21 protein-coding genes are annotated in these 23338 nt (G+C 72.8%); 19 read left to right on the top strand and 2 right to left on the bottom strand.

Features of this window, described 5'->3' with window-relative positions; genetic code table 11:
• Positions 1-185 precede the first annotated feature (185 nt).
• The 14 genes from ACZ49J_RS30265 to ACZ49J_RS30200 all read left to right on the top strand — a co-directional run bounded on the left by ACZ49J_RS30265 (position 186) and on the right by ACZ49J_RS30200 (position 15392).
• Positions 186-1055, top strand: a complete 870-nt coding sequence (locus tag ACZ49J_RS30265) for a hypothetical protein (RefSeq protein ID WP_467453288.1) — start codon at positions 186-188, stop codon at positions 1053-1055.
• 21 nt (positions 1056-1076) lie between these two features.
• Positions 1077-1358, top strand: a complete 282-nt coding sequence (locus tag ACZ49J_RS30260; RefSeq protein WP_467453289.1) for an acyl carrier protein — start codon at positions 1077-1079, stop codon at positions 1356-1358.
• A complete protein-coding gene (locus tag ACZ49J_RS30255) occupies positions 1355-2515 on the top strand; it encodes an acyl-CoA dehydrogenase family protein (protein ID WP_467453290.1) in 1161 nt (386 codons plus the stop codon). Before ACZ49J_RS30260 ends, ACZ49J_RS30255 begins: the two co-directional genes overlap by 4 nt.
• A 15-nt stretch (positions 2516-2530) precedes the next feature.
• A complete protein-coding gene (locus ACZ49J_RS30250; protein ID WP_467453291.1) occupies positions 2531-3511 on the top strand; it encodes a DUF4158 domain-containing protein in 981 nt (326 codons plus the stop codon).
• A gap of 25 nt (positions 3512-3536) precedes the next feature.
• Positions 3537-5150, top strand: a complete 1614-nt coding sequence (locus ACZ49J_RS30245) for an AMP-binding protein (RefSeq protein ID WP_467453292.1) — start codon at positions 3537-3539, stop codon at positions 5148-5150.
• Between the two features lie 9 nt (positions 5151-5159).
• Positions 5160-6332, top strand: coding sequence for a 3-dehydroquinate synthase family protein (locus tag ACZ49J_RS30240; protein WP_467453293.1), 1173 nt, complete (start codon positions 5160-5162; stop codon positions 6330-6332).
• Complete coding sequence (locus tag ACZ49J_RS30235) at positions 6308-6559, top strand: acyl carrier protein (RefSeq protein WP_467453295.1); 252 nt, start codon at positions 6308-6310, stop codon at positions 6557-6559. The genes ACZ49J_RS30240 and ACZ49J_RS30235 overlap by 25 nt, the downstream gene beginning before the upstream one ends.
• A 147-nt stretch (positions 6560-6706) precedes the next feature.
• The gene (locus ACZ49J_RS30230; protein ID WP_467453296.1) at positions 6707-7621 is read left to right on the top strand and encodes a LysR family transcriptional regulator; all 915 of its coding nucleotides are present in this window, start codon (positions 6707-6709) and stop codon (positions 7619-7621) included.
• A gap of 267 nt (positions 7622-7888) precedes the next feature.
• The gene (locus tag ACZ49J_RS30225) at positions 7889-9214 is read left to right on the top strand and encodes a DegT/DnrJ/EryC1/StrS family aminotransferase (protein ID WP_467453297.1); all 1326 of its coding nucleotides are present in this window, start codon (positions 7889-7891) and stop codon (positions 9212-9214) included.
• Positions 9207-10280, top strand: coding sequence for a glycosyltransferase family 2 protein (locus tag ACZ49J_RS30220; RefSeq protein WP_467453298.1), 1074 nt, complete (start codon positions 9207-9209; stop codon positions 10278-10280). Before ACZ49J_RS30225 ends, ACZ49J_RS30220 begins: the two co-directional genes overlap by 8 nt.
• The gene (locus tag ACZ49J_RS30215; RefSeq protein WP_467453299.1) at positions 10280-11737 is read left to right on the top strand and encodes a condensation domain-containing protein; all 1458 of its coding nucleotides are present in this window, start codon (positions 10280-10282) and stop codon (positions 11735-11737) included. The genes ACZ49J_RS30220 and ACZ49J_RS30215 overlap by 1 nt, the downstream gene beginning before the upstream one ends.
• Before the next feature lie 43 nt (positions 11738-11780).
• Entirely contained in the window at positions 11781-12587 is an 807-nt protein-coding gene (locus tag ACZ49J_RS30210) for a 4'-phosphopantetheinyl transferase family protein (protein ID WP_467453300.1), read from the top strand.
• Positions 12550-14148, top strand: a complete 1599-nt coding sequence (locus ACZ49J_RS30205; protein ID WP_467453301.1) for an amino acid adenylation domain-containing protein — start codon at positions 12550-12552, stop codon at positions 14146-14148. Before ACZ49J_RS30210 ends, ACZ49J_RS30205 begins: the two co-directional genes overlap by 38 nt.
• Positions 14149-14330: 182 nt before the next feature.
• Positions 14331-15392, top strand: a complete 1062-nt coding sequence (locus tag ACZ49J_RS30200) for a Gfo/Idh/MocA family protein (RefSeq protein WP_468350879.1) — start codon at positions 14331-14333, stop codon at positions 15390-15392.
• Between the two features lie 7 nt (positions 15393-15399).
• Here ACZ49J_RS30200 and ACZ49J_RS30195 read toward each other — a convergent pair whose 3' ends face one another.
• Positions 15400-16599, bottom strand: coding sequence for an MFS transporter (locus ACZ49J_RS30195; RefSeq protein WP_467453302.1), 1200 nt, complete (start codon positions 16597-16599; stop codon positions 15400-15402).
• A 51-nt stretch (positions 16600-16650) separates the two neighbouring features.
• A complete protein-coding gene (locus tag ACZ49J_RS30190) occupies positions 16651-18516 on the bottom strand; it encodes an AfsR/SARP family transcriptional regulator (RefSeq protein WP_467453303.1) in 1866 nt (621 codons plus the stop codon).
• Positions 18517-18811: 295 nt separating this feature from the next.
• Between ACZ49J_RS30190 and ACZ49J_RS30185 the strand changes: the two genes are divergently transcribed.
• From ACZ49J_RS30185 to ACZ49J_RS30165, 5 genes are read left to right on the top strand one after another with little or no spacing between them, the layout of a single operon-like run.
• The gene (locus ACZ49J_RS30185) at positions 18812-20032 is read left to right on the top strand and encodes a class I SAM-dependent methyltransferase (protein WP_467453304.1); all 1221 of its coding nucleotides are present in this window, start codon (positions 18812-18814) and stop codon (positions 20030-20032) included.
• A gap of 34 nt (positions 20033-20066) precedes the next feature.
• Positions 20067-21104, top strand: a complete 1038-nt coding sequence (locus tag ACZ49J_RS30180) for an NAD-dependent epimerase/dehydratase family protein (protein ID WP_467453305.1) — start codon at positions 20067-20069, stop codon at positions 21102-21104.
• Positions 21105-21130: 26 nt separating this feature from the next.
• A complete protein-coding gene (locus ACZ49J_RS30175; protein ID WP_467453306.1) occupies positions 21131-21577 on the top strand; it encodes a hypothetical protein in 447 nt (148 codons plus the stop codon).
• A 27-nt stretch (positions 21578-21604) separates the two neighbouring features.
• Positions 21605-22114 (top strand): flavin reductase family protein, encoded by a 510-nt coding sequence (locus tag ACZ49J_RS30170; protein ID WP_467453307.1) that lies wholly within the window; start codon positions 21605-21607, stop codon positions 22112-22114.
• Between the two features lie 10 nt (positions 22115-22124).
• Entirely contained in the window at positions 22125-23333 is a 1209-nt protein-coding gene (locus ACZ49J_RS30165; RefSeq protein ID WP_467453308.1) for a phytanoyl-CoA dioxygenase family protein, read from the top strand.
• The last annotated feature ends 5 nt before the right edge of the window (positions 23334-23338 follow it).

The following is a 23338-nucleotide window of genomic DNA, read 5'->3' as shown; positions in this document are numbered from 1 at the left end:
GGAGCAGCCGCCACGGTATCCCCGGCCTCGACGCCTCGGGAAACCGGCCGGTATCGCCCTATAGACCGGTCTTATGGAAGCCCTCGAAATCTCCCTTGACCCGCGCTGCCCGTCCGGCCATAGGCTGAGGAACGCCGCTTCCGCGCCTTCGAAGCATTCCAGTGACCTAAAGGGTGGAGGGTCCTATGGGGACGGCAATTCCGGAATCCGTGCGAACCGAGCTGCTCGACTGCATCCAGGTCAACCTCGCCGTGCTGGCCGACCGGTGGCACGGTCGCCGCACACATCTGGCGCTGGGGGCCGCGCTGCTGTTCCGGCCGCGCGCACGTCCCGACGGGCTGCCCTCGGTCGAACCGCTCCCGGGCGAGCAGATCAAGGACGCGTGTGCGCGGCTCGGGCTGGTCGTGACCGGGACGGCGGACGACCTCGCGGGTCCGGACGTCGCCGCGCTCGCGGACACCGGCTCCGTGTACGCCGTCGGGGACGCCCACGACATGCCCTGGCTGCCGTACGCGGGCAAGCAGCACATGCTCCACAGCTTCCTGGTGGGCCACGGTGACCGAGGGGCCGTGGTCACGGACGCCTACCGCAACGAGACACGGTGGGGCGCCGCCGTTCCGGGCCAGTGGCAGATGAGGTGGGAGGAACTGCCCGCCGTCCGGTACGCGAGAGTGGTCCGTCCCGCGGCGGACGGCCCGCCGACCCTCGGGCCCACGCTGGAACTCGGCGATCCGACGGCGTACCTGACCGCCTTCGAACGCTGTCCCGACCAGCACCGGGCGGTCGGGCAACTGACGGTAGAGACCTGGCTGCTGACGCGCTCCCGCCGGCTGCACGCCGCGTTCCGCGCCGATCGCGAGCAGACGGAGGAGAACCCCCGCGTACGGGAACACCTCAAACGCTGGGACGACCTCGCGGCGCACGCCTTCATCACCCTGCGCCGACTGCGACGCGGACCCGTGGACCTCCACGGCCTCCTCGCGCGCCTGGCCACCGCTCTCGCCGCCGACCATGACGTGTTCCGCCTGACACCGTCCGCCGTCGCCCATCCGTAAGTCGCCCGTGGAAGGAGCCCCATGATGGACCGGGAGTTCGTCGAGGTGGTGGCCAGCCACCTGCCTTTCCTGAACGGCCGCGCGCTGACCGCGAGTTCGTCGCTGCGGGAGCTCGGCCTGGACTCGATGCGCTCGATCGACCTGCTCTTCGCCCTCGAGGACACCTTCGGGACCTCCCTGCCGGACGAGGACCTCAACGACGCCACCTTCGCCACCGCGGGCAGTCTGTGGCAGGCGTTGAACGCGGCACGGACGGCCGCCGGAGCGGCTGGAACCGCCGAGACCGCCGGCAGCGGCACGTGACCGCGCCGGCCCAGGAGGCCACCGGGGCACGGAGCGCGTCGGCCGGCACCCCCGCAGGGGAGTTCTCCGCGCGGTGCGCGCACGTGCTCGGCTCGATGGGGCGGCACGCCACGGGCCGGCAGGTCTGGGCCGGCCTCGGCTCGGCCGGACTGCTGGGCGAGACCTACCGCGCCCGGTCCCCGGCGGCCGGCGTCGACCGCGCACGGCTCGGTGCCCTGCTGGCCGCGGTGGACGCGCGCGTGGGAATCGGCTCGACCCTGGCCGTCTGCGTCCAGATCGCCTCGTCCCTGCCGCTGCTGGCCGCCGCGTCCGCGCCCGGACCGGCCCAGGGCATGGCCGCGGCGGCAGTCGCCGGTGAGGCCGTCGTGGCTTTCGGTGCGACGGACGAGGCGACCGGGTCCGACCTGTCGGCGCTGTCCACCACGGTGCGGCTGGACGCGGAGGAGATCGAGGTCACCGGGACCAAACGCTGGATCACCAACGCCACCCAGTGCGACGCCGCCCTGGTGCTCGCCCGGCACCGGCCCGGCCGCCACTTCACCAGCTTCACGTGGGTGCTGGTGCCGATGACGGCGGCCGGAGTGACCGTGGAAGCCGCGGACACGGAGCTGTTCGACGGCTCGGGCACCGGTCACATCCGGCTGGACCGGGTGCGGCTCCCCCGCAGCCACGTCGTGGGCCGTCCCGGCATGGCTCTCGCCTCGTTCGCCGAACACATCGCGGTCGAACGGCTGGCCGGCGCGCTGTGGGGCGTGGCACTGTGCCGGCGCGTCCTCGCGGACACCAAGAGGCGCCTGGCGGCCCGTCCCTACGGCGACGGCTCCCTGTGGCACCTGGAGGGCGTGCGGCAGCGCTTCGCCGACGCACTGATCCTGGTGCGGCAGTTGCGGGCGCTCACCGCCGAACTCGGCGACCGCGTCGCCGTCCACCACGACACCACGGCGGCGGCGCTCCTCAAGAGCAGCGCCGCCGCCACCGTGGAACGCGTGCTCGCCGACTGCGCCCAACTCCAGGGCGCGGAGGGGTTCGCCGCCGGGGGGGTCCAGCACCTGCGGGCGCAGGCCGCGCTGTTCGGCATAGGCGGTGGCACCAGGGAGCTGATGCTGTCGGTGGTCGGGGACGCCGCCGACACCGTGCTGGCGGAACTCGCCGACTGACCGGAAGGAGTGACCATGGCCGCAGCCGCGAGCGGCGCCGTTCCCGAACTGAGCTGCTACACCACGAACCTGGTGGCCTATCTCGACCGCGGCACCCCCGGCGCCGCCCGGCGTCTCGCCGACGCGGTCCGCCTCGCGGTGCGCACGGATCTTCCCGGCGGGCTTCTCGCCTTCTCGCACCACACGCGGTTCGACGGAGACGCCGCGGGCGGCGGCGACGCGGACGGCGGCGGCTGGGAACTGGCCTATCGCAGCAGCGCCCACTGGCGTGACGCCCGCTCCCGGCTGGCCGAGGAGACCGCCGCGCAGGGCTCGGTGCTGGCCGTCGGGAACACCCGCATGATGCCCTGGTCGCCGCAGTTCGGCAGGACAGCCGTGCCCCACTGGTGCCTGCTGGAAGGCCCGGAGGACGGCGGGTGGCGGCTGGCCGACCATTTCTCCGCCCTTCTCCCCGAAGGGGAGCACCGGCCGCACACGGCCCGGCTCACCGACGCCGAACTGCGTGCCGTGCTGACCCCCGTCCCCGACTCGCCGCCGGAGATGGTGCTGCGTGACGTGCACGCCTTCGGTGTCCCGGTGTCCCTGCCGCCGCCGACGCACTACCGGTGGCTGGTACGGCAGGAGCGGACCGCGAGGCCTCCGGCTCCAGGCACCCGGCTCACCGAGCCGCCCGGGCCGGGCACTTGGCTGACGGATCCGGCGGAGGTGCTGTGTTACCTGGCCGAGCGGCTGTCCGAGGACGTACGGGCGCTTACCGTGCACGCGGACGACCTGTGGGCGGCCTCCCGGCATCTGCGCCACCGCGCGGCCGTGCTGTCCGCCGCGGGGCTCGTGCCCGAGGACCCCGGTACGGACCGCGGCTGGGCCGAACTGCCCCGGGCCCTGCGCTTCGCCGCGCTGTCGGCGGCCCGCGGCCGGGCACGCCCCGACGTGGTGGCGCGTGCCTTCGGCAACCTGATCGAGGCGACGACGCGCCGTGCGGTGACCCACCCGTGACGGCCCATGACGACGGAGGCAGACCGTGGCAGACGTCAGTGCCCAGCGAGTGCCGCACCCCGCGGGTGAGCGGCTGCACGAGTTCCTGCTGGCGGCCGTACGAACCGGCCCCGACCGGCCCGCCGTCGTCGAGTACGCGGGCCCGGGCGACATCCGCACGACGAGCTACCGCCGACTGGCGCGGCTCGCCGAGGAGTACGCGGATGCCCTGGCGGGGGCGGGGCTGCGGGTGGGTGACCGGGTGATCCTGCAGTCCGACACCTCGTCCTCGGCGATGGCGATGCTCATCGCCTGCTCGTCGCTCGGCGCGGCCTTCGTACCCGTCAGCCCACGCACCCCCGCGCACCGGCTGGAGTGGATCACCGGATCCGTCCGGCCGGCCCTGCACCTGCGAGCCGAAGACACGCCGCCCGGTCAGAGACCGCCGCAGGTCGCCTCCGCTGTGTTCGGGCAGGACGGCATACGGTTCGAACGCCGGCCCACGACGGGCCGGGGCGGCGGATGGCGGCACGGGGTCGAGACCGATCCCGCCTACGTCATCTTCACGTCCGGCACGACCGGTCACCCCAAGGGCGTCGTGATGAGCCATCGGGGCGTCGTGGCCTTCTACCGGGGCATGCTGGGATACGGCCTGGTGGACACCACCGACCGGGTGGCCACGACCTCTCCCCTGCAGTTCGACTTCTCCCTGCTGGACATCGGCCTGGCGCTCGGCAGCGGCGCGGCCGTCGTGCCGGTGCCTCGCGCGTTGCTGCCCTGGCCGCGGCGGTTCCTGCGCGTCCTGGCCGAGACGGGCGCCACCCAGGTCAACGGCGTGCCGTCCATCTGGCGCCAGCCCCTGCTGAGAGAACCCGCCATGCTGGCGGAGCTGCGGCAGATCAGGGGAGTGCTGTTCTGCGGGGAGGAGTTCCCCCCGCACGAGGTACGGCGGCTGCAGGAACTGCTTCCCGAGGCGCGCCTGACCAACTGCTACGGCAGCACCGAGTCGATGGCGTGCTCCTTCGCCGAGGTCCCCCGCCCCCTTCCCGACGGCCAGAGCAGGCTGTCGATCGGCACCGCCCACGCGGGAGCCGAGCTGATGCTGGTGGGTGAGGACGGCAGCCCCGTGGAGGGTGCGGGCGTGCCGGGCGAACTCCATCTCCGCGGCCCGGCGTTGTTCCTGGGCTACTGGGACGACGAGCGGGCCACACGCAGGGCCCTGGTGCCCGATCCCGTGGCGCCCTGGACGGGACAGAAGGTCCTGCGCACCGGTGACCTCGCCTACCGGGACGACCGGGGCGACTTCTACTTCTGCGGGCGCGTCGATTCCCAGGTGCAGATCCACGGCAACCGCGTGGAACTGCGGGAGATCGAGCACCGGCTGCTGTCGTGTCCCGGGGTGGCGAACGCCGTCGCCCTCGTCGTGGACGAACCGGACGGCGTTCCGCTGCTGGCCGCCGTCGTCGTACCGGACCCCGCGGACGGGAGCGTGGACGACACCGTACTGCTCTCTCACTGCCGCGACGCCCTGCCGGATTACATGATCCCCCAGCGCCTCGAGGTGGTCAGCGAGCTGCCCTGCACCCAGAACGGAAAGACCGACCGCAAGGAACTGGCGGCGTGGTGCCGCAGCGCACGGCCGACGACATCGAAGGGGTAGAAGACCTTGTTGAAACAGCAGATACCGTTGGACGGGCACGACGTCCCCTACATGTGCGGCATCGACTGTGCGGACACCGTGGCCGAGCTTCTCGCAGCCGGTGCCGGCGCCGCCGACTCCGTACTGTTCGTCATGGACGGCGCGGTCGCCTCCCACGCGGCCCCTGTCATCAGCCGCCTCTCGGAGCACGTGAGGACCGAGACGGTGCAAGTCGTGGCGACCGAGTCGAACAAGACCCTGTCCCTGGTCGGAGACATCGCGGAGTTCGCCGTCAGCCGGGGCGTCACACGCGGTTCCGTCGTGGTGGGCATGGGCGGTGGAATGGTCGGGAACGTGGCCGGACTGACCGCGGCGCTGCTCTTCCGCGGCACCCGGCTGATCCACCTGCCGACCACGCCCGTGGCCGCGTTCGACTCGGTGGTGTCGGTGAAGCAGGCCGTCAACCTGCGCGGCGGGAAGAACCTGAGCGGGACGTACTACGCTCCCTCGCTCATCGCCTGCGACCTGCGCTGGCTGGAGACGGTCCCCCCCGAGCAACTGCGCACCGGCCTGTCGGAGATGGCGAAGAACGTGCTCGCGGTGGTGCCGGAGCAGCGGGACACGCTGATGCACGCCCTGGCCGCCGTGTCCGAGGGGCGCACCACGGAGGCGCTGCCCCACCTCTTCGACATCGGGGTGACGGCGAAGGTGCCCTTTCTCCGCCGCGACCCGCGCGAACGCAAGGAGGCACTGGTCTTCGAGTACGGGCACACCATGGGCCACGCCCTGGAACTCGCCTCGCGCGGCGCCATGAAGCACGGCGAGGCCGTGGCCTGGGGCATGCTCGTCGCCGCCGAGGTCAGTCACCGGCTCGGCTTCCTCACCGGCGAGGACCTGCGCAGTCACTACCGGATCATCGACCGGCTGGAGCTGCCGCAGGCCCGGACGCGGATCGGCACGATGGACCCGGCGGCGCTGGAGGCGCTGCTGTCCACGGACAACAAACGGGGTTACCTCCGCTGCGCCGACGACGAGGTGGCCATGGTGCTCCTGGCATCGCTGGGCAACCCCCTGGCGACCGAGAGGAGCGGATACCCGCTCGTCCCCGTCCGGCGCCGGACCCTGCTGTCGGCGCTGCGCACGGTGACGGAGCACGTCCCGGAGGAAAGGAGTGCGCGATGGAAGAAGTCCAGCTTGTCGTGAAGACCGTCCTCTCACAGGTCCTCGACAACGGCACGCGGGCCGCCGACATCCAGGCGGACACGGATCTGAGGGACTACGGCCTGGACTCCCTGAAGGCCGTGGCGTTCCTTCTCGGCGTCGAGGAGGCGTTGCGGGTCGAGCTGCGGCCGGAGGTGCTCGACACCCAGCCGTGCACCGTACGGTCCCTGAGCACCCACCTGAGCTCCCTGGCCAGCCGGAGCGCCTGACCCGCCTCCGGTGTCGCGGCGCGTGTATGTCCTCCGTACCGGGCGTATACGGCCACTTGATGGGGTGTTTCCCGGCGCGGGACAGGGACCGGGGCACCCGCGCGACACACAGCGCTTCATGATCAGGGGCCCGGGGGAGGTACGGATATGGACACGCCGCAGCTCGAGGCGTTCCTCGCCGTCGTCGACGTGGGGAGCTTCACCAGAGCGGCCGCCCGGCTCGGGTTGTCGCAGCCCACGGTGACCAACAGAGTGCGAGGTCTGGAGCAGAGCCTGGGGACCGAGCTGCTCAGGAGACTTCCCCACGGCGTCACACCGACCCCGACCGGGGGCGAACTGGTCCCGTACGCCCGGGACATCCTGGCACTGACCACGCGCGCGCTGCGCGTCGTCGCCTCGCGGGACCGGCCCTGCGGCACGGTCCGGGTCGGCACCCTCGGCAGTCTGACCGGCCACCGGCTGCTGCCCCTCATCGAGTACGTGTACCTGCGCTACCCGGACGTGGAGATCTCCATGTGCTCCCCGACCGACGGGGACGCCCTGTCCCACGTCCGGGACGGCCGCTTCGACTGCGCCTTCTTAGTGGACTGCGTACGCCGCCACAAGGACCTGGAGACGCGGGTCCTCTGCCCCGAACCGCTGGTTCTCGTGGCGGGACAGGACCACCCGCTCACCGCGCCGGACCGCGTCACGGCGGAGGACCTGCGCGGTGCCACGCTGGTCCGCTCCGATCAGTACGCCGCGTACCACCGCCGGTTCGAGCAGGCCATCGGGGTGTCGCGGCCCGCCGAACTGAGGCTGTTCGCGCTGGACTCGTTCGATGCCGTGAAGCGGAGCGTCGCCAACGGCATCGGCGTCGCCCTGGTGCCGGAGGTCGCCGTCGAGAAGGAACTCCTCGCCGGCGACCTGCGCCGGGTCGCCTGGACCCCGCCGTTCGAAACGTGCACCCAGGTGGCCTGGCGGCGGAACAACCCGCGCAACCCGGCGCTGGACGTGCTGGTGCAGGCCGCGGCGCGGGTGGTGGAGGAGCAGTTGTCGGACCGCCTGCCGGCGACCGGCTGAACCGGCGACGCCGCGCCCGGCGGGCGTCGCCCACCGTTGGCCACGGCCGCCGTGACCATCGTTCTGACGCATCGTAAGTACGTTCCCGGCCGTCCGTCGTACCGGGCCCCCGTATGACTCGGGCGGCTTGTAGCGGCGGCGTACGGGCGCTGTATCACCGCGGGAAAAGCTCGGCATGTGCCGCCCGGCCCGGCCGTTTCACCGGTTCCAGCAACGGTGCGCGCGCCGCCATCCACGGGCGGGAAACCACTGAAGCGGGGAGACGTCATGGCTCTACCTCAGCTCTCGGCACCTCGTCTCGCCATCGACGGCGGTCCGCCGGTCCGTGACACGCGCACGCCGTGGCCCGAGTGGCCGCAGCCGGCGGACGACGCGAAGCAGGCGTTGCTGTCCGTCCTGGACAGCGGAAGGTGGGCGATCAGCAGCCCCTACCGCGGTGAACTCGCCGAGCGCCGGTTCGCGGCGATGTTCGCCGAGTACACCGGGACGCGGTACTGCGTCCCGACCGACCACGGCTCCAGCGCCCTGGTGATCGCGCTGGAGTCCCTCGGCCTGGAGCACGGTGAGCGTGTGCTCGTACCGGCGCTGACCTGGACCGCCTCGGCCACCGCGGTGCTGCGGGCCGGTCTTGTGCCGGTACTGGTCGATGTCGATCCCTGGACCGGGTGCGTGGGTCCCGACGCGGTGGATCCCTCCGTGGACGCGCGGGCGCTGCTGGTCGTGCACTGGGCCTGTGGCATGGCCGATGTACCGGCCCTGTCCTCGGTCGCCGACCCGCTCGGTATGTCGGTGATCGAGGACGCGGCCCAGGCGCACGGGGCACGGTGGCAGGGCCGCGCTGCGGGATCGCTGGGCAGGCTGGGCTGCTTCAGCATGCAGCACGCCAAGGTCCTCACGTGCGGCGAGGGCGGAGCCGTCGTCACCGACGACGACGCGCTCGCCCCGGTCCTGGAGGAACTGCGCGCGGACTCGCGGCGTTACCGGCCGGTGCCCCGGGAAGGCGCCCTCGAATTGACGGATACCGCCTCCACCATGGGCTCCAACTACTGCCTGGGAGAGTTCGCCGCGGCCCTGCTCTGCTCCCAGCTGCGCGTCCTCGACCGGCAGCACGCGGTGCGCAACAGCAACTACGAGCGGCTGGCCGCCGCGCTGTCCGGGACGTCCGGGGTACGGCTGCTGCGCCATCGGCCCGAGCAGGACCGGTTGTCGCTGTACGAGGTGCCGATCGTCTTCGACCCGCTGCCGCGGGACATGGGCAACGCCTGGGTGGCCGACGCGCTCTCCGCCGAGCTCGGCGTCCACGTCTACACCCCGCGCGTTCCGCTGTCGCGCAGCCCCCTGCTGCGCCCGTGGACGAAGCCGGCCGTCACCCCGCTCGCCGACCGCTTCGTCGCCGCCCACCGCGGGCGCACCTATCCCGGCGCGGAGTACCTGTCCTCCCACGCGGTTGTGCTCCACCACAGCGCCTTCCTGGGCGGCGAACGGGACATGGACGACATCGCGGCGGCCGTCGAGAAGGTCTCGGACCGCATCCGTTCCCGGACCGCCCGCCCACGGGTCGGTGCGGCCACCCTGGAGGCCGGAGATGAGTGACCGGCAGCCCGACGAGGAGATCCGGCAGGGCATCTCCGTGGTCGTGCCCGTGAAGGGACGGGTGGAACTGCTGCGCAGGCTGCTGGAGAGCCTCGCCGCCGCCGTCCCGTACTGCGCCGAGCCCGCCGAGGTCGTCGTGGTGGACGACTCACCGGCGGCCGAGGCGGCCGAGCACCGCGCGAGCTGCCGTCGTTACGGCGCCAGGTACGTCGAGGGGCCCTCCCACGTCGGTGCCAAGCGCAACCTGGGCGCCCGCCTCGCCCGGTACGACCTGGTCTGCTTCGTCGACTCCGACTGCCGGGCGGACCCGGAGCTGCTCGACCGGCACGTGAAGGCGTTGCGTACCGCTCCCCCCGAGGTGGCCGCCGTCGCGGGACCCGCCGTGCTCGCCGAGGGCGACACGGTCGTGTACCGCCTGATGCGCCGGTCGTGGCTGCTGAACGGTCACCACGAGGACCCCCGGCGCTACACCCGCATCACCAGCGGGGCCACCTGCAACCTCTCCGTGCGGCGTGAGGTGTTCCAGGCGGTACGGGGGTTCCCGGAGGACTCCCCGCATCCGACCGGCGGCGAGGACGTCGAGTTCGGGTTGAGGCTGATCGACGCCGGTTACGTGACCGCGTGCGAGCCGACGGCCGTCGTCACGCACGACAGCGCCAGCAGCGACACCCTCGGCGCGGTCTTCCGGCGGCTGACGAACTACGGGCGCTCCGAGCAGTGGCTGTGCGTCGTCCGGCCGGAGCGTCGGCGCTTCCGGGTGAACCCGGTCAGTACGCTCGCGCTGACCACCGCGGCGGCCCTGGCCACGAGCCGCCGCTCACGCGGACGCGGTCTGCCGGCCGTGTCGGCCGTCTTCGGGGTGCTGCTGGCGGCGCAGGTCCGGCCGCTGCTCGGGGACGACAGGTCGGTGCGGGCGCTGGTGGACTCCGCCGGCTGCGCGATGCTGGAGTGGATCTTCGATCTGGGCGCGGTCGTCGGAGCCGTGCGCGAACGCCGTCCCGGGCTGCTCTTCGCCGGCTTCGCTTGGCCGGACGACACCGCCCACCTCCGTACCGGGGAGCAGTGATGCGTCTCGCCGACCACACACACCGCCCGTCGCAGGCCCGCGAGGAACACGTGCCCCTGGCCGCCGGCCAGGAGACGCTGTGGGAGCTGATGAGGGCGCTGGCACCGAGCGACCCGGGTGCGGCGCGGCTGCCCGTGGTGGACTTCCGGCTGCTGAGCGGTGAGCTGGAACTGGCCGCTCTGGAAGGGGCGCTCGAGGACCTCACCCATCGGCACCACGCGCTCAGGACCGTCTTCGCCTCGGCCGGCGACGAGCCGGTGCTGCACGTCCGGCCCGAGACGCAGGTGCCGCTGCGCCATGTGAACCTGTCCGGGCTGCCCCCGGCGGAGCGGTCGCGGCGGCTGGACGCCCTCGTGCACCGGGAGAGGTTCGCCGTCTTCGACCTGGCCCGCGGCCCGCTGTGGCGGGTGCACCTGGTGCGTACGTCGGCACACGAGTACCTGGCCATGGTCAGCTTCTACCACGTGATTTCGGACGGCTGGGCGTGCAGTGTGTTCTTCGAGGACTGGATGCACGCATACCGGGCGCGCCTCGGACGGTGCGCGCCGCAGAAGCACCTGGACGTCTCGCTGCGGAAGGTCGCGGACCGGCAGCGCGCCGACCTCCCGGTGAGCGACGCCCACGACGCCTACTGGCGCGCGCGTCTGCTGCCCCTGCCCACGCGGCCGGTGTTCCCGCCGCGCGTCAGCTCCCCTGAGGCGGACCTCACGGCCGAGGTGGCCCTGCCGTTCTCGTTCGGCGACGGCACGGTCGGGGCGCTGCGCGAGGTGGCCTGGCGGGCGCGGACCACACCGTTCCTCGCGCTGTTCGCGGCGTACCACGTGCTGCTGTGCCACCTCACCCGGCGCGAGCGGCTGGTCGCGGGCACCACGACGCTCGGCCGGGGCGCCGACGTCTGGCGCCGGGTGGTGGGCCAGTTCACCAACAACGTCTACCTGGAGATCCCCACGTCCGAGGCGTCCTGCTTCCTCGACGCGGTCCGGGCCACGCACGCCACCATGACGGAGGCGGTCGCCCACACCTCGTCGTTCTGCCAGATCGCCCGTGCGGTGCACCCGGCCTTCGACCGTGACCGGCCGTGGCCGTTCCTGCGCCTGTTCGACTACTGGTTCCAGTCCTCCGCGCCGGCTGCGCCCGACCTGTCGCATCCGGAACTGGCGGTCCGTCAGACCGGCCCCGGGGGCGGGGGCGCCCTGGACACCGAGGTCCCGCTGCTCAGGGCCCGGGAGGTGGGCGACAGTCTGCCGGTGTGGGCCCGTCGCGGGGTTCCCGTCGTCATCGTCGACGACGACCGCAGGGGCGGCGTGCTGGTCTACAACCGGGACGTCTACGACACGGGCATGGTCACGGAACTGGCCGAGGCCTACCGGTGGTTCGTGGCCGCCGTCGCCGCGAAGCCGGAGCGGACGCTGCGGGACGTGCTCGCCGCCCTGCCCGGCCCGGTCCGCCTGGAGTGAGCGCACGACCGGAGTGCGCCGCCGACTGGAGTGAGCTTCACCGATGACACCGATGACACCGATGACGGGGGCGGTGCGGGAGGTCGTGGACACGGTCACGGTGCTGACCGGCCCGGACCGCGGCGGCGGCACGCTGCAGGCCGTCGACGCGGCGAGCGGGGCGCGCCTGGCCGTGGCCCCGCTGCGCGCCCTGGCCCACGCGCCGTCCGCCTCCGTCGACCGCGCTGCGGCACGGCACATGCCCGCCTGGCGCGCCGAACAGTACGTGGCGGCCCGTACCCTGCTGCGCCGCCTGCTGGCCGAGGGCGGCCACCCGCTCGCCACCCGCGAGCCGATCGTCGCCGGGCCTCGGGGCCGGCCGCTGCTTCCCGGCGCCCCGGGCACCGCCGTCAGCCTGTCCCACAGCGGCGAGTGGGTCGCCGCGGCGGTGCTCACCGCGGCCCCGGGCGGCCGGGCACCGCAGATCGGCGTGGATGTCCAGACGCCCTGTACGCCCAGCCCGGGACTGGTCCGGCGGTGCTGCCAGGGGACCGTGCCTCGGGCGCTGGCCGCGCTGCCGGCCGCGGAGCTCGCCCGGGAGTTCGCCTGGATCTGGACCGCGCAGGAAGCCTGCGTCAAGGCGACCGGACTGGGGCTGGCCGGCCGGCCCTGGACGATCCCGGTCCGGCCGGGGGAACGGTCCGGGAACTGGCGGCACCTGCGCTGGCGCACACTGCGCGGGCTCTCCCCCGTCCCCCTCGCCTATGCCGTCGGCCCGGTGGGAGCCGACCCCGTCACCCGTCCGCGCTCAGCCCGACCGAGGGGAGAACCCCGTGTCCCCGAACCCCCTGTCCCAGGGAACGCTCTTTGACTGGTTCCGCAGCACCACCGAGCGTTTCCCCCACGAGAACGCACTCGAAGTCGGTGCGCACACGCTCACCTACGAGCGGCTGCACGAGCTCGCGGAGCGGACCGCGACCGCGCTCGTACGCGCCGCCGGCCGGCCACCGCGCGCCGTGGGACTGCTCGCTGCGCGCCGGCCGGCCGCGTATGTGGCCTATCTCGCGATCTGCCGGATCGGCGCGATCGTCGTACCGCTGCATCCGGCCGTCCCCGCCGGCCGCAACGAGTACGCCGCACGCGCCGCCGGAGTCGAGGTCCTGGTGGACACCGGGCGAACGCCCGGGGCGGCGGAGCTGGCCCGGGCCACCGGGAGCGCGCTGCTGCCACTGGACGATCCGGAGCACCCGGACGGTGCCGCGTCCGGCGCACGGTGGCCCGACGCCTGCGCCGCCCGGCCCGACGACGTCGCGTACGTCCTGTTCACCTCCGGTTCCACGGGTCGGCCCAAGGGGGTCCCGATCCGGCACCGCAATCTCGCGGCCTATCTGTCCTCCCACGCCGAGCGGTACGCGATCGGTCCGGGCAGCCGGCTCTCCCAGACGTTCGACCTGACCTTCGACCCCTCGGTCTTCGACATGTTCGTCAGCTGGACGTCGGGAGCCACTCTCGTGGTGCCCCAGCGCGACGAGGTCCTGCGCCCCGTGGAGTTCGTCAACCGCGGCCGTATCAGCCACTGGTTCTCGGTGCCCTCCGTCATCTCCCTCGCCCGCAGGATGCGAGCGCTGCCCGGGAACGCCATGCCCGACCTCCGCTTCAGCCTCTTCGCCGGGGAGCAACTCACCCTCGACCAGGCCGAGGTATGGCAGGCCGCCGCGCCGGCGAGCACCGTCGAGAACCTGTACGGACCCACCGAGCTGACCGTCACGTGCACCGGGTACCGTCTGCCCGCCGACCGCCGCCGGTGGCCGCGCACGTCCAACGGCACCGTCCCGATCGGCCGGCCGCATCCGCACGTGGACGTGCTCGTCGTGGACGCGGACGGACGCGAGGATCGCGCCGGCGAGCTGTGCGTCCGTGGACCGCAGCGGTTCGACGGCTACGTGGACCAGGGGGACGACCGCGGTGTCTTCCTGCGTCCTGACGCCGGGGGTGGCGTGCCCGTGGAGGGCGCGCCCGGCCCCGAGTGCTGGTACCGCACCGGTGACCATGTCGGTTACGAGGACGGGGAGCTGGTCCATCTGGGCCGGCTGGACGACCAGGTGAAGGTACGTGGACACCGGGTGGAGCCCGGGGAGGTCGAAGCGGCCCTGCGGCGGCACCCCCGCGTACGGGAGGTCGTCGTCCTGCCCGTGCGGACGGCGCAGACGACCGGCCTGCACGCCTTCTACCTGACGGACGACGACCGCGACGCCCCGGACCTGCGCGACTGGGCCGCCGGGGCCCTGGCCCCGTACATGCTTCCGGACCGCTTCTCGCGTGTCGACGGCTTCCCGACGACACCGAACGGCAAGATCGACCGCCGCCGCATGGCCCACATGGCCACCGAACGCACCCCGGGCCCCGTCCCGCTGACGGGCACCCGAGGATGAGCGCGCCCGTGCAGGCCCGAACGCGACGGCGTACCCGGGCAGCGGGCGGCCCGGCACGTACCGCGCGCCCGGCATCTGCCGCGAGGCGGGGCCGTCCTGCGGGGATGTTCGCCAGGCCGGTCGGATGCGTCCGGGCGGACGTCCCGGCTCGGGAGGTGGTCTGACTGGACCGCTCCGCGCCGGTGCGTACCGGTGTGCTGGGATGTGCGTCGATCGCCTGTCGCCGGCTGTTGCCCGCGATGTGTGCCTGCCCCGAGGTGGACCTGGTCGTGGTCGCCGGCCGGGACCGGGTGCGCGCGGAGCGCGTGGCGGCACGCTTCGGCGCGGAGTCGGCCGCGGGCTACGAGCAGGTGCTCGAGCGAGCCGACATCGAGGCGGTGTACATCCCGTTGCCCAACGGCCTCCACCACCACTGGGCGTCGGCCGCGCTCCGGGCGGGCAAGCATGTGCTGGTGGAGAAGCCGATGGCCGTGACTGCGGCGGAGGTCGCGGACCTCGTCTCCCTGGCCGCCGACCGGCGCCTCGTCCTGCGGGAGAACGTCATGTTCCCGCACCACCCGAGACACCGGCGGGTACGGGAACTCCTGGACGGCGGGAGGATCGGACGGCTCCGCGGCATCCACGCGGTCTTCGGCATCCCGATGCCCCCGCCGGGCGACATACGCCACCGTCCCGAGCTGGGGGGCGGGGCGCTCCTGGACGTCGGGGTATATCCCGTCCGCGCGGCGCAGCTCTTCGCGGACGGGCCGCTGCGGGTCGCCGGAGCGTGCGTCGAGGAGGACGCGGATACCGGTGTGGACGTGTCCGGCACCGCGCTGCTGCACACGGCGGACGGTGTCCTCGCGACCCTGGGCTTCGGTTACGGGGTCTCCTACCGGGGGGCGTACGAGCTGTGGGGCGAGGAGGGGCGGATCGTCGTCGAGCGGGCCTTCGCTCCGGTGAGCGGGGTGTCGGCCGTCCGCGTGGAGCGGGACGGACGGACCGAGGAGCTCCTCGTGCCGCCGTGGGACCAGGTGCGCGGATCGGTGGCGGCCTTCGCACGGTCGGTCCGGGAGCCGGACCTGTCTCCCGCGGAGGGGGCGGTGAGCCGGGCACGGCTGCTGTCGGAGGTGGGGGCCACGGCGCACCGGCCCACCGTGCGCCGTTGCCCCGCGGACCCCCCGGAGCCGGCGGACCCCCGTGACCCCACCGGCCTCATGGGCTCGCCCCCAGGCCTCACCCACCCCATCGACCCCACGGCCTGAGCACCGCTCACCGCGGCACCGCGCGGGCGGCGACCGCCACACCCAGGACCGCGACGAGCAGCGTCGCCAGGGCCGCGCGCAGACTCCACTGACCGGCTAGCGCGCCGATCACGGGAGGCGCGAGCAGAAAGCCGGGCCACTGCCCGGCGACCGCCACCGACACCCCCTCCCCCGCGGTCAGCCCGGGCTGGCTGCCGGCCACCGCGAAGGCGGTCGGGGTGACGCAGGCGATGCCCAGCCCGAGCAGGGCGAACCCGCCGAACGCGGTGGCCGGGTGCGGCCAGGCCACCACGGCCACCGCACCGAGCCCGGCCGCGAGCGAGGACAGGCACAGCATCCTGCGCCGCCCCAGCCGCTCGGTCAGCCAGTCGCCCCGCAGCCGTGTCACCGCCACGGCCACGGCGTACGTGGTGTACACGGCGGCCGCCGACGCGGAGGCGAGTCCCAGGGAGTCGGCGGCGTAGATGGCGCTCCACTGCGTCACCGCGCCCTCGATGAACGACGCCTGGAAGGCGATGAACGCGAGCAGCAGCAGGCGCGGGGTGACCCGTCGCCGGATGCGCCGCATCGGCCCTTCCTCGCCCCGTTCACGAGGGGCCGGCCGCTGATCGGGCAACCAGCGGCCCACCGCCACCAGGGACGCGCCGAGCACCAGGCTGGTCACGGCCATCTGCGTCGTGGGGGTGACGCCCAGCGCGGCGGCCAGGGTGCCCAGCAGCCCCCCGCACAGCACGGCGATGCTGAAACAGGCGTGGAAGCCGGACAGGAGGGGGCGGCCGTAGCTCCGTTCGACCTCGACCGCCTGGGCGTTCATGGGGACGGACAGCAGGCTCGCGGCGAACCCCCAGGTCGCCAGGCCAGTGATCAGGGCCACCGGAGTGGAGGCCGACGCCATCAGAGGGGCGTTGACCAGCAGGAGGGCGGCCCCCGCCCAGCTCATCCGGCGGATGCCCGTCTGCCCGATCAGTACGGTGACCAGGGCCAGGGCGACCAGATCGCCGCCCGTGGATGCGGTGTTGGCCAGCCCCCAGGCGGCCTCCCCCATGCCGACGGCGTGCCGGACCTCGGGGACGCGCGCCGACCATCCTCCGATGGCCGATCCCATGATCATGAAGACCAGGCAGACGGAGATCCGGGCCCGCACGGCCTCACGGGAGGGCGCCGGTGCACCGGCACACCGCACGGTGTTGACACCGGTTTCGTTCACGTGGCTCAGCTCCTTGGACGACGGGCTCCACCAGGGCCGGGGCGGACCGGCTCACACGAGCAGGACCGTGTCCTTGCCCCCGCGGACCGGGACCACCGCCGTCTCCCGCCGCCGCAGGGCACGGCCGTATGCGCGAAGCAGCTCCGGTATCCGGTGACCCCGTCCCGGGCCGGAGGTGTCCTCAGGAACGAGGAAGTGGTGGTGGATCAGCTCCTCCAGGACACGGTCGGCGGCCGTCTCCGGAATGCCCAGCTCCGTCCTGAGTGTGCCGGAGGAGACGCGGCAGGTGTCGGACGAGGTGAGCCGTCGGAAGGCCGACTGGGCCGCCGGATCGAGTGCGCGGTAACTCTCCGTGAGCCGGGCGCGGACGGACAGGTCGCCGACGACCAGTTCGTCCAGCCGCCTGCTGTGGTCCGCCAGGCGGTGCGCCATCGCCGACAACGATGCCGTCGCCCCCGCCGTCAGCCGGGCCCCGATGATGCGCAGGGCCAGTGGCAGCCGGTCGCATGCCTCGACGACCCTGGCCGCCTCCTGGGGTTCCGCCTCGACCTGCCCCCGGCCGGCCAGCGCCGCGAGGAGCTGGAGGGACTCGGTGTCGCTCAGCGGAGGCAGAGCGAGACGCTCGTGGACGTCGAGCTCCACGAGCGGCGGCCGGCTCGTGATGAGGGCGATGCTGCGTCCGGCGCCCGGAAGAAACGGGCGGATCTGCACCGCGTCGGCCACGTCGTCCAGCACGATGAGCATGGTGCGCTCGGCGACCATCGCGCGGTACACCGCTGTCTGCTGGTGCTCGTCGGCCGGGATCGCCGACTGCGGCAGCCCGAGGGCGGCGAGGAGTTCCACCATGACCTCGCCGGTGGCGCGGGGAGCGCCCGTGGCACTGCGGAACGATACGAAGAGCTGGGCGTCGGGAAACAGGTGACGCATCTGGTAGGCGGCGTTCACCACGGTCGCCGTCTTGCCGACCCCGGCGGGCCCGAAGACGGAGACGACGGTGGCGTTGGCCCGCTCGGCGTCCGCGTCGCTCTGGGACGCCGCGATCCGGTGCAGTTCCCGGAGGACGTTCTCGCGGCCGACGAAGCTGGGGGGCCGGGTCGGCAGGTCGCAGGGGGCGGGAGCCGTCGCGCGGACCCGTGCCGCGCCCGCGGCGGTAGCGGACGGAGGCAGCGGGTCGGCCGAGCCGTTGAGTATGGCCGAGTGCAAGTTGCGCAGTTCCCCGCCCGGTTCCACCGCCAACTCCTCCAGCAGACGGCGGCGGGCCTGCTGGTAGACCTCCAGCGCCTCGGCCGCGCGTCCGGCGCCGCTGAGTGCCGTCATCAGCCGGCCCCAGGTCCGTTCGCACAGCGGCCGCTCTGCGAGCATCTCCCGCAACCGCGGGATGACCTGCTCGTGGCGGCCCAGAGCGAGATGCGCCTCGATCAGGGCGGAGGCCGCGGACCATCGCTCCTCCTCCAGGACGGTCAGCTTCGCCGTGAGGGTCTGCCCCACGTCCAGCCCCTCCGCGGGACTCCCCCGCCACATGCGCAGAGCCCGGCCGAAGCACTCGGCGGCGCCCTCGTGATCGGCGTTGCGGACCGCCCGTTCGCCCGCGCCGACGAGGGCCCGGAAGTTCAGCACATCCAGTTCGCCGGGCCGGACCAGTAGCCTGTAGCCGCCCGGCTGGCTGGTCAGACGCTGTGCGCCGTCCTCCAGTCGGCGCAGCTGGCGACGCAGCTCGTGCACATAGGTGCGGATGTTGGCCAGCGCGGAGTTGGGCGGCTCGCCCGGCCAGACCGCGCCCGTGATCGTGTCGATGGGGACGGTGCGTCCGTGGTGCAGCAGCAGGACGGCCAGGAGGGCCCGTAATCGTCTGCCGCCCAGTCTCAGGGAGCGACCTCCGCTCTGAACGTCCAGTGGGCCCAGCAGTCGGAAATCCACTTCTTCTCCCCTGTGTAGCCGTACAACCATCGGCGGAGCCGGGGCACCGGCCCGTGCACTGCGCAACGGGGTGGTGTCGCCACGGGCAGATGCCAGGGACAGGTCGAGCAAGGAGTACAGGTGCCCCGGTTACCCACCTTTCACAGGTGCCATGCCCATGCGTTTCGCATCACTCTTCCCGCGGGCCGTGACCTGGCGTTCGGCGGGCGTGTACGGATCACGTAGCCCGCCTATATCGGCTCGGACAAGTGTTGCCACGGCCAGCCTTCACTCCGAGCGGCGCGGACGGTGACTCATGAGCAACGGCTGCTTGACCTGCGATGCGACCTCACTCGAAACGGTTTTCTCCTTCCGGCCCACTCCTCCGGCGAACGCCCTGACCGGCTCCGCGCGGGACGCCCGCGAGCTGCAGCGGTACCCGCTCGACCTCGCGCGCTGCGCGGGATGCGGCCATGTGCAGCTCGCCGACGAGGTACCGCGTGCGGAACTGTTCTCCGCGTACCGGTACGCGACGGGGGCGGTCCCCGCCCTCCTCGACCACTGTGCCGCACTCACCGCGGACGTCGTCCGGCGCTGCCGTCTGGCACCCGGCGACCGCGTGGTCGAGATCGGCTCGAACGACGGTACGCTGCTCCGCTGCTTCCGGGACGCGGGAATGCGCGTGCTGGGCATTGATCCGGCCGCGGACCTCACCGAGGAGGCGTGCCGCCAGGGCCTGCCGAGCCTGACAGCCTTCTTCGACGCCTCCGTCGCCGAGAAGGTGCAGCAGGAGCACGGCAGCGCGGACGTGGTCGTCGCCAACAACGTCCTCGCCCACGTCGACGACGTGCGCGGGGTGCTGGACGGGATCCGCATCCTGCTGGAGCCAGACGGTCACGCCGTGGTCGAGGTGGCGCACGTGCTGCCGATGGCCGACCAGGGCGCGTTCGAGTTCGTCTACCACGAGCACCTGTCCTACTTCTCCCTGCACGCGCTGTCCCGGGTGGCCGAGGAGCACGGGCTGACGGTCGTGGACGTGCAGCAGATCCCGACGCAGGGCGGGTCCCTGCGCTGCTGGCTGCGCCGCAGCGACGGGCAGCCGCGACCCGCCCGGACGGCCGCCGTGGACCACCTGCTGGCCGAGGAGGCGGCGGCCGGCGTACCGGACGGCAGCTTCCTGGCCGAGTTCCCCGCCCGGGTGGGGCGGGCGGCGAGCCGTCTGAACGATGTCATCGCCGGGCTCACCCGCCTCGGCCGCCGGGTGTGCGGGTACGGCGCCTCGGCGCGCGCCGTGACCTTGCTGGCCCAGTCGGGGGCGGGCGAGCACATCCCGTGGATCGTGGACGACAACGCGCGCAAGGTCGGGCTCTACACGCCGGGTGACGGCATCGAGGTCCGTGACACCGTCCGGCTGCGGGAGGAGGACGTCGACTACTGCGTGCTCTTCGCCTGGAACTACGCCTCCGACATCCGGCGCCGGCACGCCCGGTTCGGCGGGGCCTTCGTCGCGCCCCTGCCCGAGCTCACCATCACGTGACGCCCCCAACGTCCCCGAAAGGAAGGAGCACGGCATGCGCGTACTGGTAACCGGAAGCCGGGGCTACCTGGGTTCTGTCCTGTCAGGTGTCCTGCGCGCCCGCGGCCACTCGGTCACCGGCTGGGACGCGGGGTACTTCGACCCGGCCGGACGCGGCGCGGCCATGCGGGACATCCGGGACATCGCGCCCGAGGACCTGCTGGGCTTCGATGCGGTCGTCCACCTGGCGGCACTGTGCAACGACGCCTGCGGCGCGCTCGACACGGGTGCGACGCACGAGATCAACGGGCGGGCGGCGGGAAACCTGGCGCGCGTCGCCAGAAGCACGGGGGTGGAGCGGCTGGTGCTGGCCTCCTCGTGCAGCATCTACGGGGCGGCGGCGGCCGACGGCCTGGACGAGAACGCAGCCGTCAACCCGCTCACCGCCTACGCCCGCAGCAAGGTCGACGCCGAGGCGGCGATCCGCAGCCTGTCCGGCGGGTCCTTCTGTACGACGGCGCTGCGCTTCGCCACGCTGTACGGCCTCAGCCCCTCCTTCCGCAGCGACCTGCTGGTCAACCGCATGGTGAGCTGCGCCTGGCGGTGGGACACCATCTCCGTCCACGGGGAGGGCCGGGCCGCTCGTCCGCTGCTGCACGTGCGGGACGCGGCGACGGCCATCGCCGAGTGTCTCGCGGCGGACGGAGCGACTGTGCAGGGCAAGGCGTTCAACGTGGGCCGGGAGGGTGAGAATTACGAGGTCCGTGACGTGGCGGAACTGGTGCGGCAGCAGCGCCCGACGGCGCGGGTGCGCACTGTCGGAACGAACGACGACCGCCGCAGCTACCGCGTGCGTTTCGACGCCTTCCGGCAGGCCGTCCCCGGGTGGCGGCCGTCGATGACCGTTCCCGCCGGCATCACGGAGCTGGAGGACGCCCTGGACGCCGTCCAGGTGGACGGCCAGCACGAGTGGCGGGACGGGTGGGGGCGCAGCGACCGGAGCCTGTGGCTGCAGCGGCTGTGCGGTGAGGGGTCCGTGTCGCAGTCCTTCCGTTGGGCACCGGCCGAGACGGCTCGCGGCGTACGCGTCTGAATCCTGACAGGCAACCGGAGGCAACCATGGCATCGCAGCAGCAGAACGGCTCCCTCTTCACCGGCCAGGAGGGCATCCTGCCGCCCCAGGGCGTGTACCGGGACGCCCGGGGCGAGATCATCAGCCTGCCGCCCTTCCCCACGGTCGGGGTGATGGTGATCAACTCCCACCGGACGGCGGTGCGCGGCAATCACTGGCACGCGCACGAGAGCCATCTCATGTACGTGGCGTCCGGGCGGATGCTGTACCTCGAGGAGGACGAGAACGGCGAGCTGTTCACCCTGGAAATGGGTCCCAAGGACGCGGTGGTCAGTCCGAGGGGCCGGGCGCACTGCACCGTCTTCCTTGAGGACTCGGTGATCGTGGTCCTCTCCGACGCCGACCGCACCGGCCGTCGGTACGAGGACGAGGTGGTCCGGGTGCCGCCGCTGAACGAGCGGCTGGACCTGTCCCGGTACGGGCTGGGCCGATGAGCCGAACCCAGGGAAGGACCCCGTGAGATGGCCGTATCCGCCCGGGTGTTCACCGAGGCCATGAGCAGGATCCCCGCTCCGGTCACGGTGGCGACGACCACGACGCGCGACGGCCGGTCGTGGGGGTTCACCGCGAGTTCCTTCTGTTCGCTGTCCCTCGATCCGCCGCTCGTCCTGCTGTGCCTGGCCAGGGACGCCGGATCACACACGGCCTTCACCCAGGCCGGCGCCTTCCTCGTCAACGTCCTGGCCGCCGAACACGCCCATCTGGCGCGGCACTTCGCCACGCGGGGCAGCGAGAAGGTGGCCGCTGGCGGGCTCGCGCCGTGCGAGAAGGGGCTGCCGGGGCTGCAGGAGGCGGCGGCCCGGATCGCCTGCAGCACGTACGACATCCTCGCCGGCGGGGACCACAGCATCATCGTCGGGCTCGTGGAGGCCACCCACATCGGCGACCGTCCCCCTCTTGCCTACTGCGACCGCACGTTCACCAGGCCGGTTCCCGTGCCGGCGGCCACGACGACCGGTGTCATGCCCTGAGAGGAGCACCATGCCCACCATCCATGACCGTCCACGGACCTGGCTCAGTCCGTCCGACTGCGATCTGGCCGACTTCCGCGCCCATGTGGAGCGCACCACGGATCCGGCGGAGGTCCCCTCCGCCACCGACGTCGTCCACGGCGTCCCGCTGTACGACGGTGAACTGCTGCGCCGGCGGGCGGGTACGCCGGCGGGGCGACGCGAGATCCAGGCCGAGCTGGTCCGGGTGCTTCTGGACGGGCCGGGCATCGTCGTCTGCAAGCGCTCCTATCCCGATCCGTCGGTCGTGGACCGGGTCACCGGGGTGTTCGAGGAGATGATCGCGGATCAGCGTGCGGCGGGCTCGGCCCGTGGCGACCACTACGCCAGGCCCGGCACCAACGACCGGGTGTGGAACGCGGTCGAGAAGCTGGCGCTGCGCGACCCGGAGGCGTTCGCCGAGTACCACGGCGAGGGCGTGACCGATCTGGTGTCGTCGGCGTGGCTGGGGCCCGGTTACCAGCTCACCTCGCAGGTCAATGTCGTCAACCCCGGCGCCCCTGCCCAACGCGTGCACCGTGACTACCACTTCGGCTTCTTCTCCGACGAGGGCGCCGCCGCGTTCCCGGCCCACGTCCACCGGGCCGCGCCGTCGCTCACCCTGCAGGGCGCCGTCGCGCACTGCGACATGCCGGTCGAGACGGGCCCCACGCTGTACCTGCCGTACTCGCAGACGTACGAACCCGGCTACCTCGCCTGGCAGCGGCCGGAGTTCCAGGCGTACTTCGACGACCACCACGTCCAAATGCCGCTGGAGAAGGGGGACGTCGTCTTCTTCAGCCCGGCGCTCTTCCACGCCGCCGGGGCCAACCGCACGACCGGCGTGCGGCGCATGGCGAACCTCCTCCAGGTGTCCTCGCCGTTCGGCCGGTCCATGGAGACCGTCGACCGGGAGGCAATGGTGAACGCGGTGTATCCGGTGCTGCTGCGGCGCAGGGCCGAGGGAGCCCCACCGCACTGGTTGCGGTGCGTCGTGGCGGCCTGCGCCGAGGGCTACGCCTTCCCCACCAACCTGGATCTGGACGCGCCGGTCGACGGGCTCGCCCCGCCGTCCCAGGCGGACCTCGTGTGGCGGGCGCTGGACAACGGCCGAAGCGCCGGTGCGCTCCGCGCGGACCTGGCGGCGGCGGCGCACCGGCGCCGGAGCCGGCCCGACACCGCCACGGACCGGGTCCTGTGAGGACG

The organism is Streptomyces sp. NPDC030840, assembly GCF_055572015.1.
The sequence above is the reverse complement of the archived record's forward strand: the minus strand, read 5'-3'. Positions and strand labels throughout refer to the sequence as shown.

Coding starts and splice junctions, on each gene's coding strand:
- ACZ49J_RS30265 (WP_467453288.1), top strand. CDS start 186: ATGGGGACGGCAATTCCGGAATCCGTGCGAACCGAGCTGCTCGACTGC.
- ACZ49J_RS30260 (WP_467453289.1), top strand. CDS start 1,077: ATGATGGACCGGGAGTTCGTCGAGGTGGTGGCCAGCCACCTGCCTTTC.
- ACZ49J_RS30250 (WP_467453291.1), top strand. CDS start 2,531: ATGGCCGCAGCCGCGAGCGGCGCCGTTCCCGAACTGAGCTGCTACACC.
- ACZ49J_RS30235 (WP_467453295.1), top strand. CDS start 6,308: ATGGAAGAAGTCCAGCTTGTCGTGAAGACCGTCCTCTCACAGGTCCTC.
- ACZ49J_RS30230 (WP_467453296.1), top strand. CDS start 6,707: ATGGACACGCCGCAGCTCGAGGCGTTCCTCGCCGTCGTCGACGTGGGG.
- ACZ49J_RS30225 (WP_467453297.1), top strand. CDS start 7,889: ATGGCTCTACCTCAGCTCTCGGCACCTCGTCTCGCCATCGACGGCGGT.
- ACZ49J_RS30220 (WP_467453298.1), top strand. CDS start 9,207: ATGAGTGACCGGCAGCCCGACGAGGAGATCCGGCAGGGCATCTCCGTG.
- ACZ49J_RS30215 (WP_467453299.1), top strand. CDS start 10,280: ATGCGTCTCGCCGACCACACACACCGCCCGTCGCAGGCCCGCGAGGAA.
- ACZ49J_RS30210 (WP_467453300.1), top strand. CDS start 11,781: ATGACACCGATGACACCGATGACGGGGGCGGTGCGGGAGGTCGTGGAC.
- ACZ49J_RS30185 (WP_467453304.1), top strand. CDS start 18,812: ATGAGCAACGGCTGCTTGACCTGCGATGCGACCTCACTCGAAACGGTT.
- ACZ49J_RS30180 (WP_467453305.1), top strand. CDS start 20,067: ATGCGCGTACTGGTAACCGGAAGCCGGGGCTACCTGGGTTCTGTCCTG.
- ACZ49J_RS30175 (WP_467453306.1), top strand. CDS start 21,131: ATGGCATCGCAGCAGCAGAACGGCTCCCTCTTCACCGGCCAGGAGGGC.
- ACZ49J_RS30170 (WP_467453307.1), top strand. CDS start 21,605: ATGGCCGTATCCGCCCGGGTGTTCACCGAGGCCATGAGCAGGATCCCC.
- ACZ49J_RS30165 (WP_467453308.1), top strand. CDS start 22,125: ATGCCCACCATCCATGACCGTCCACGGACCTGGCTCAGTCCGTCCGAC.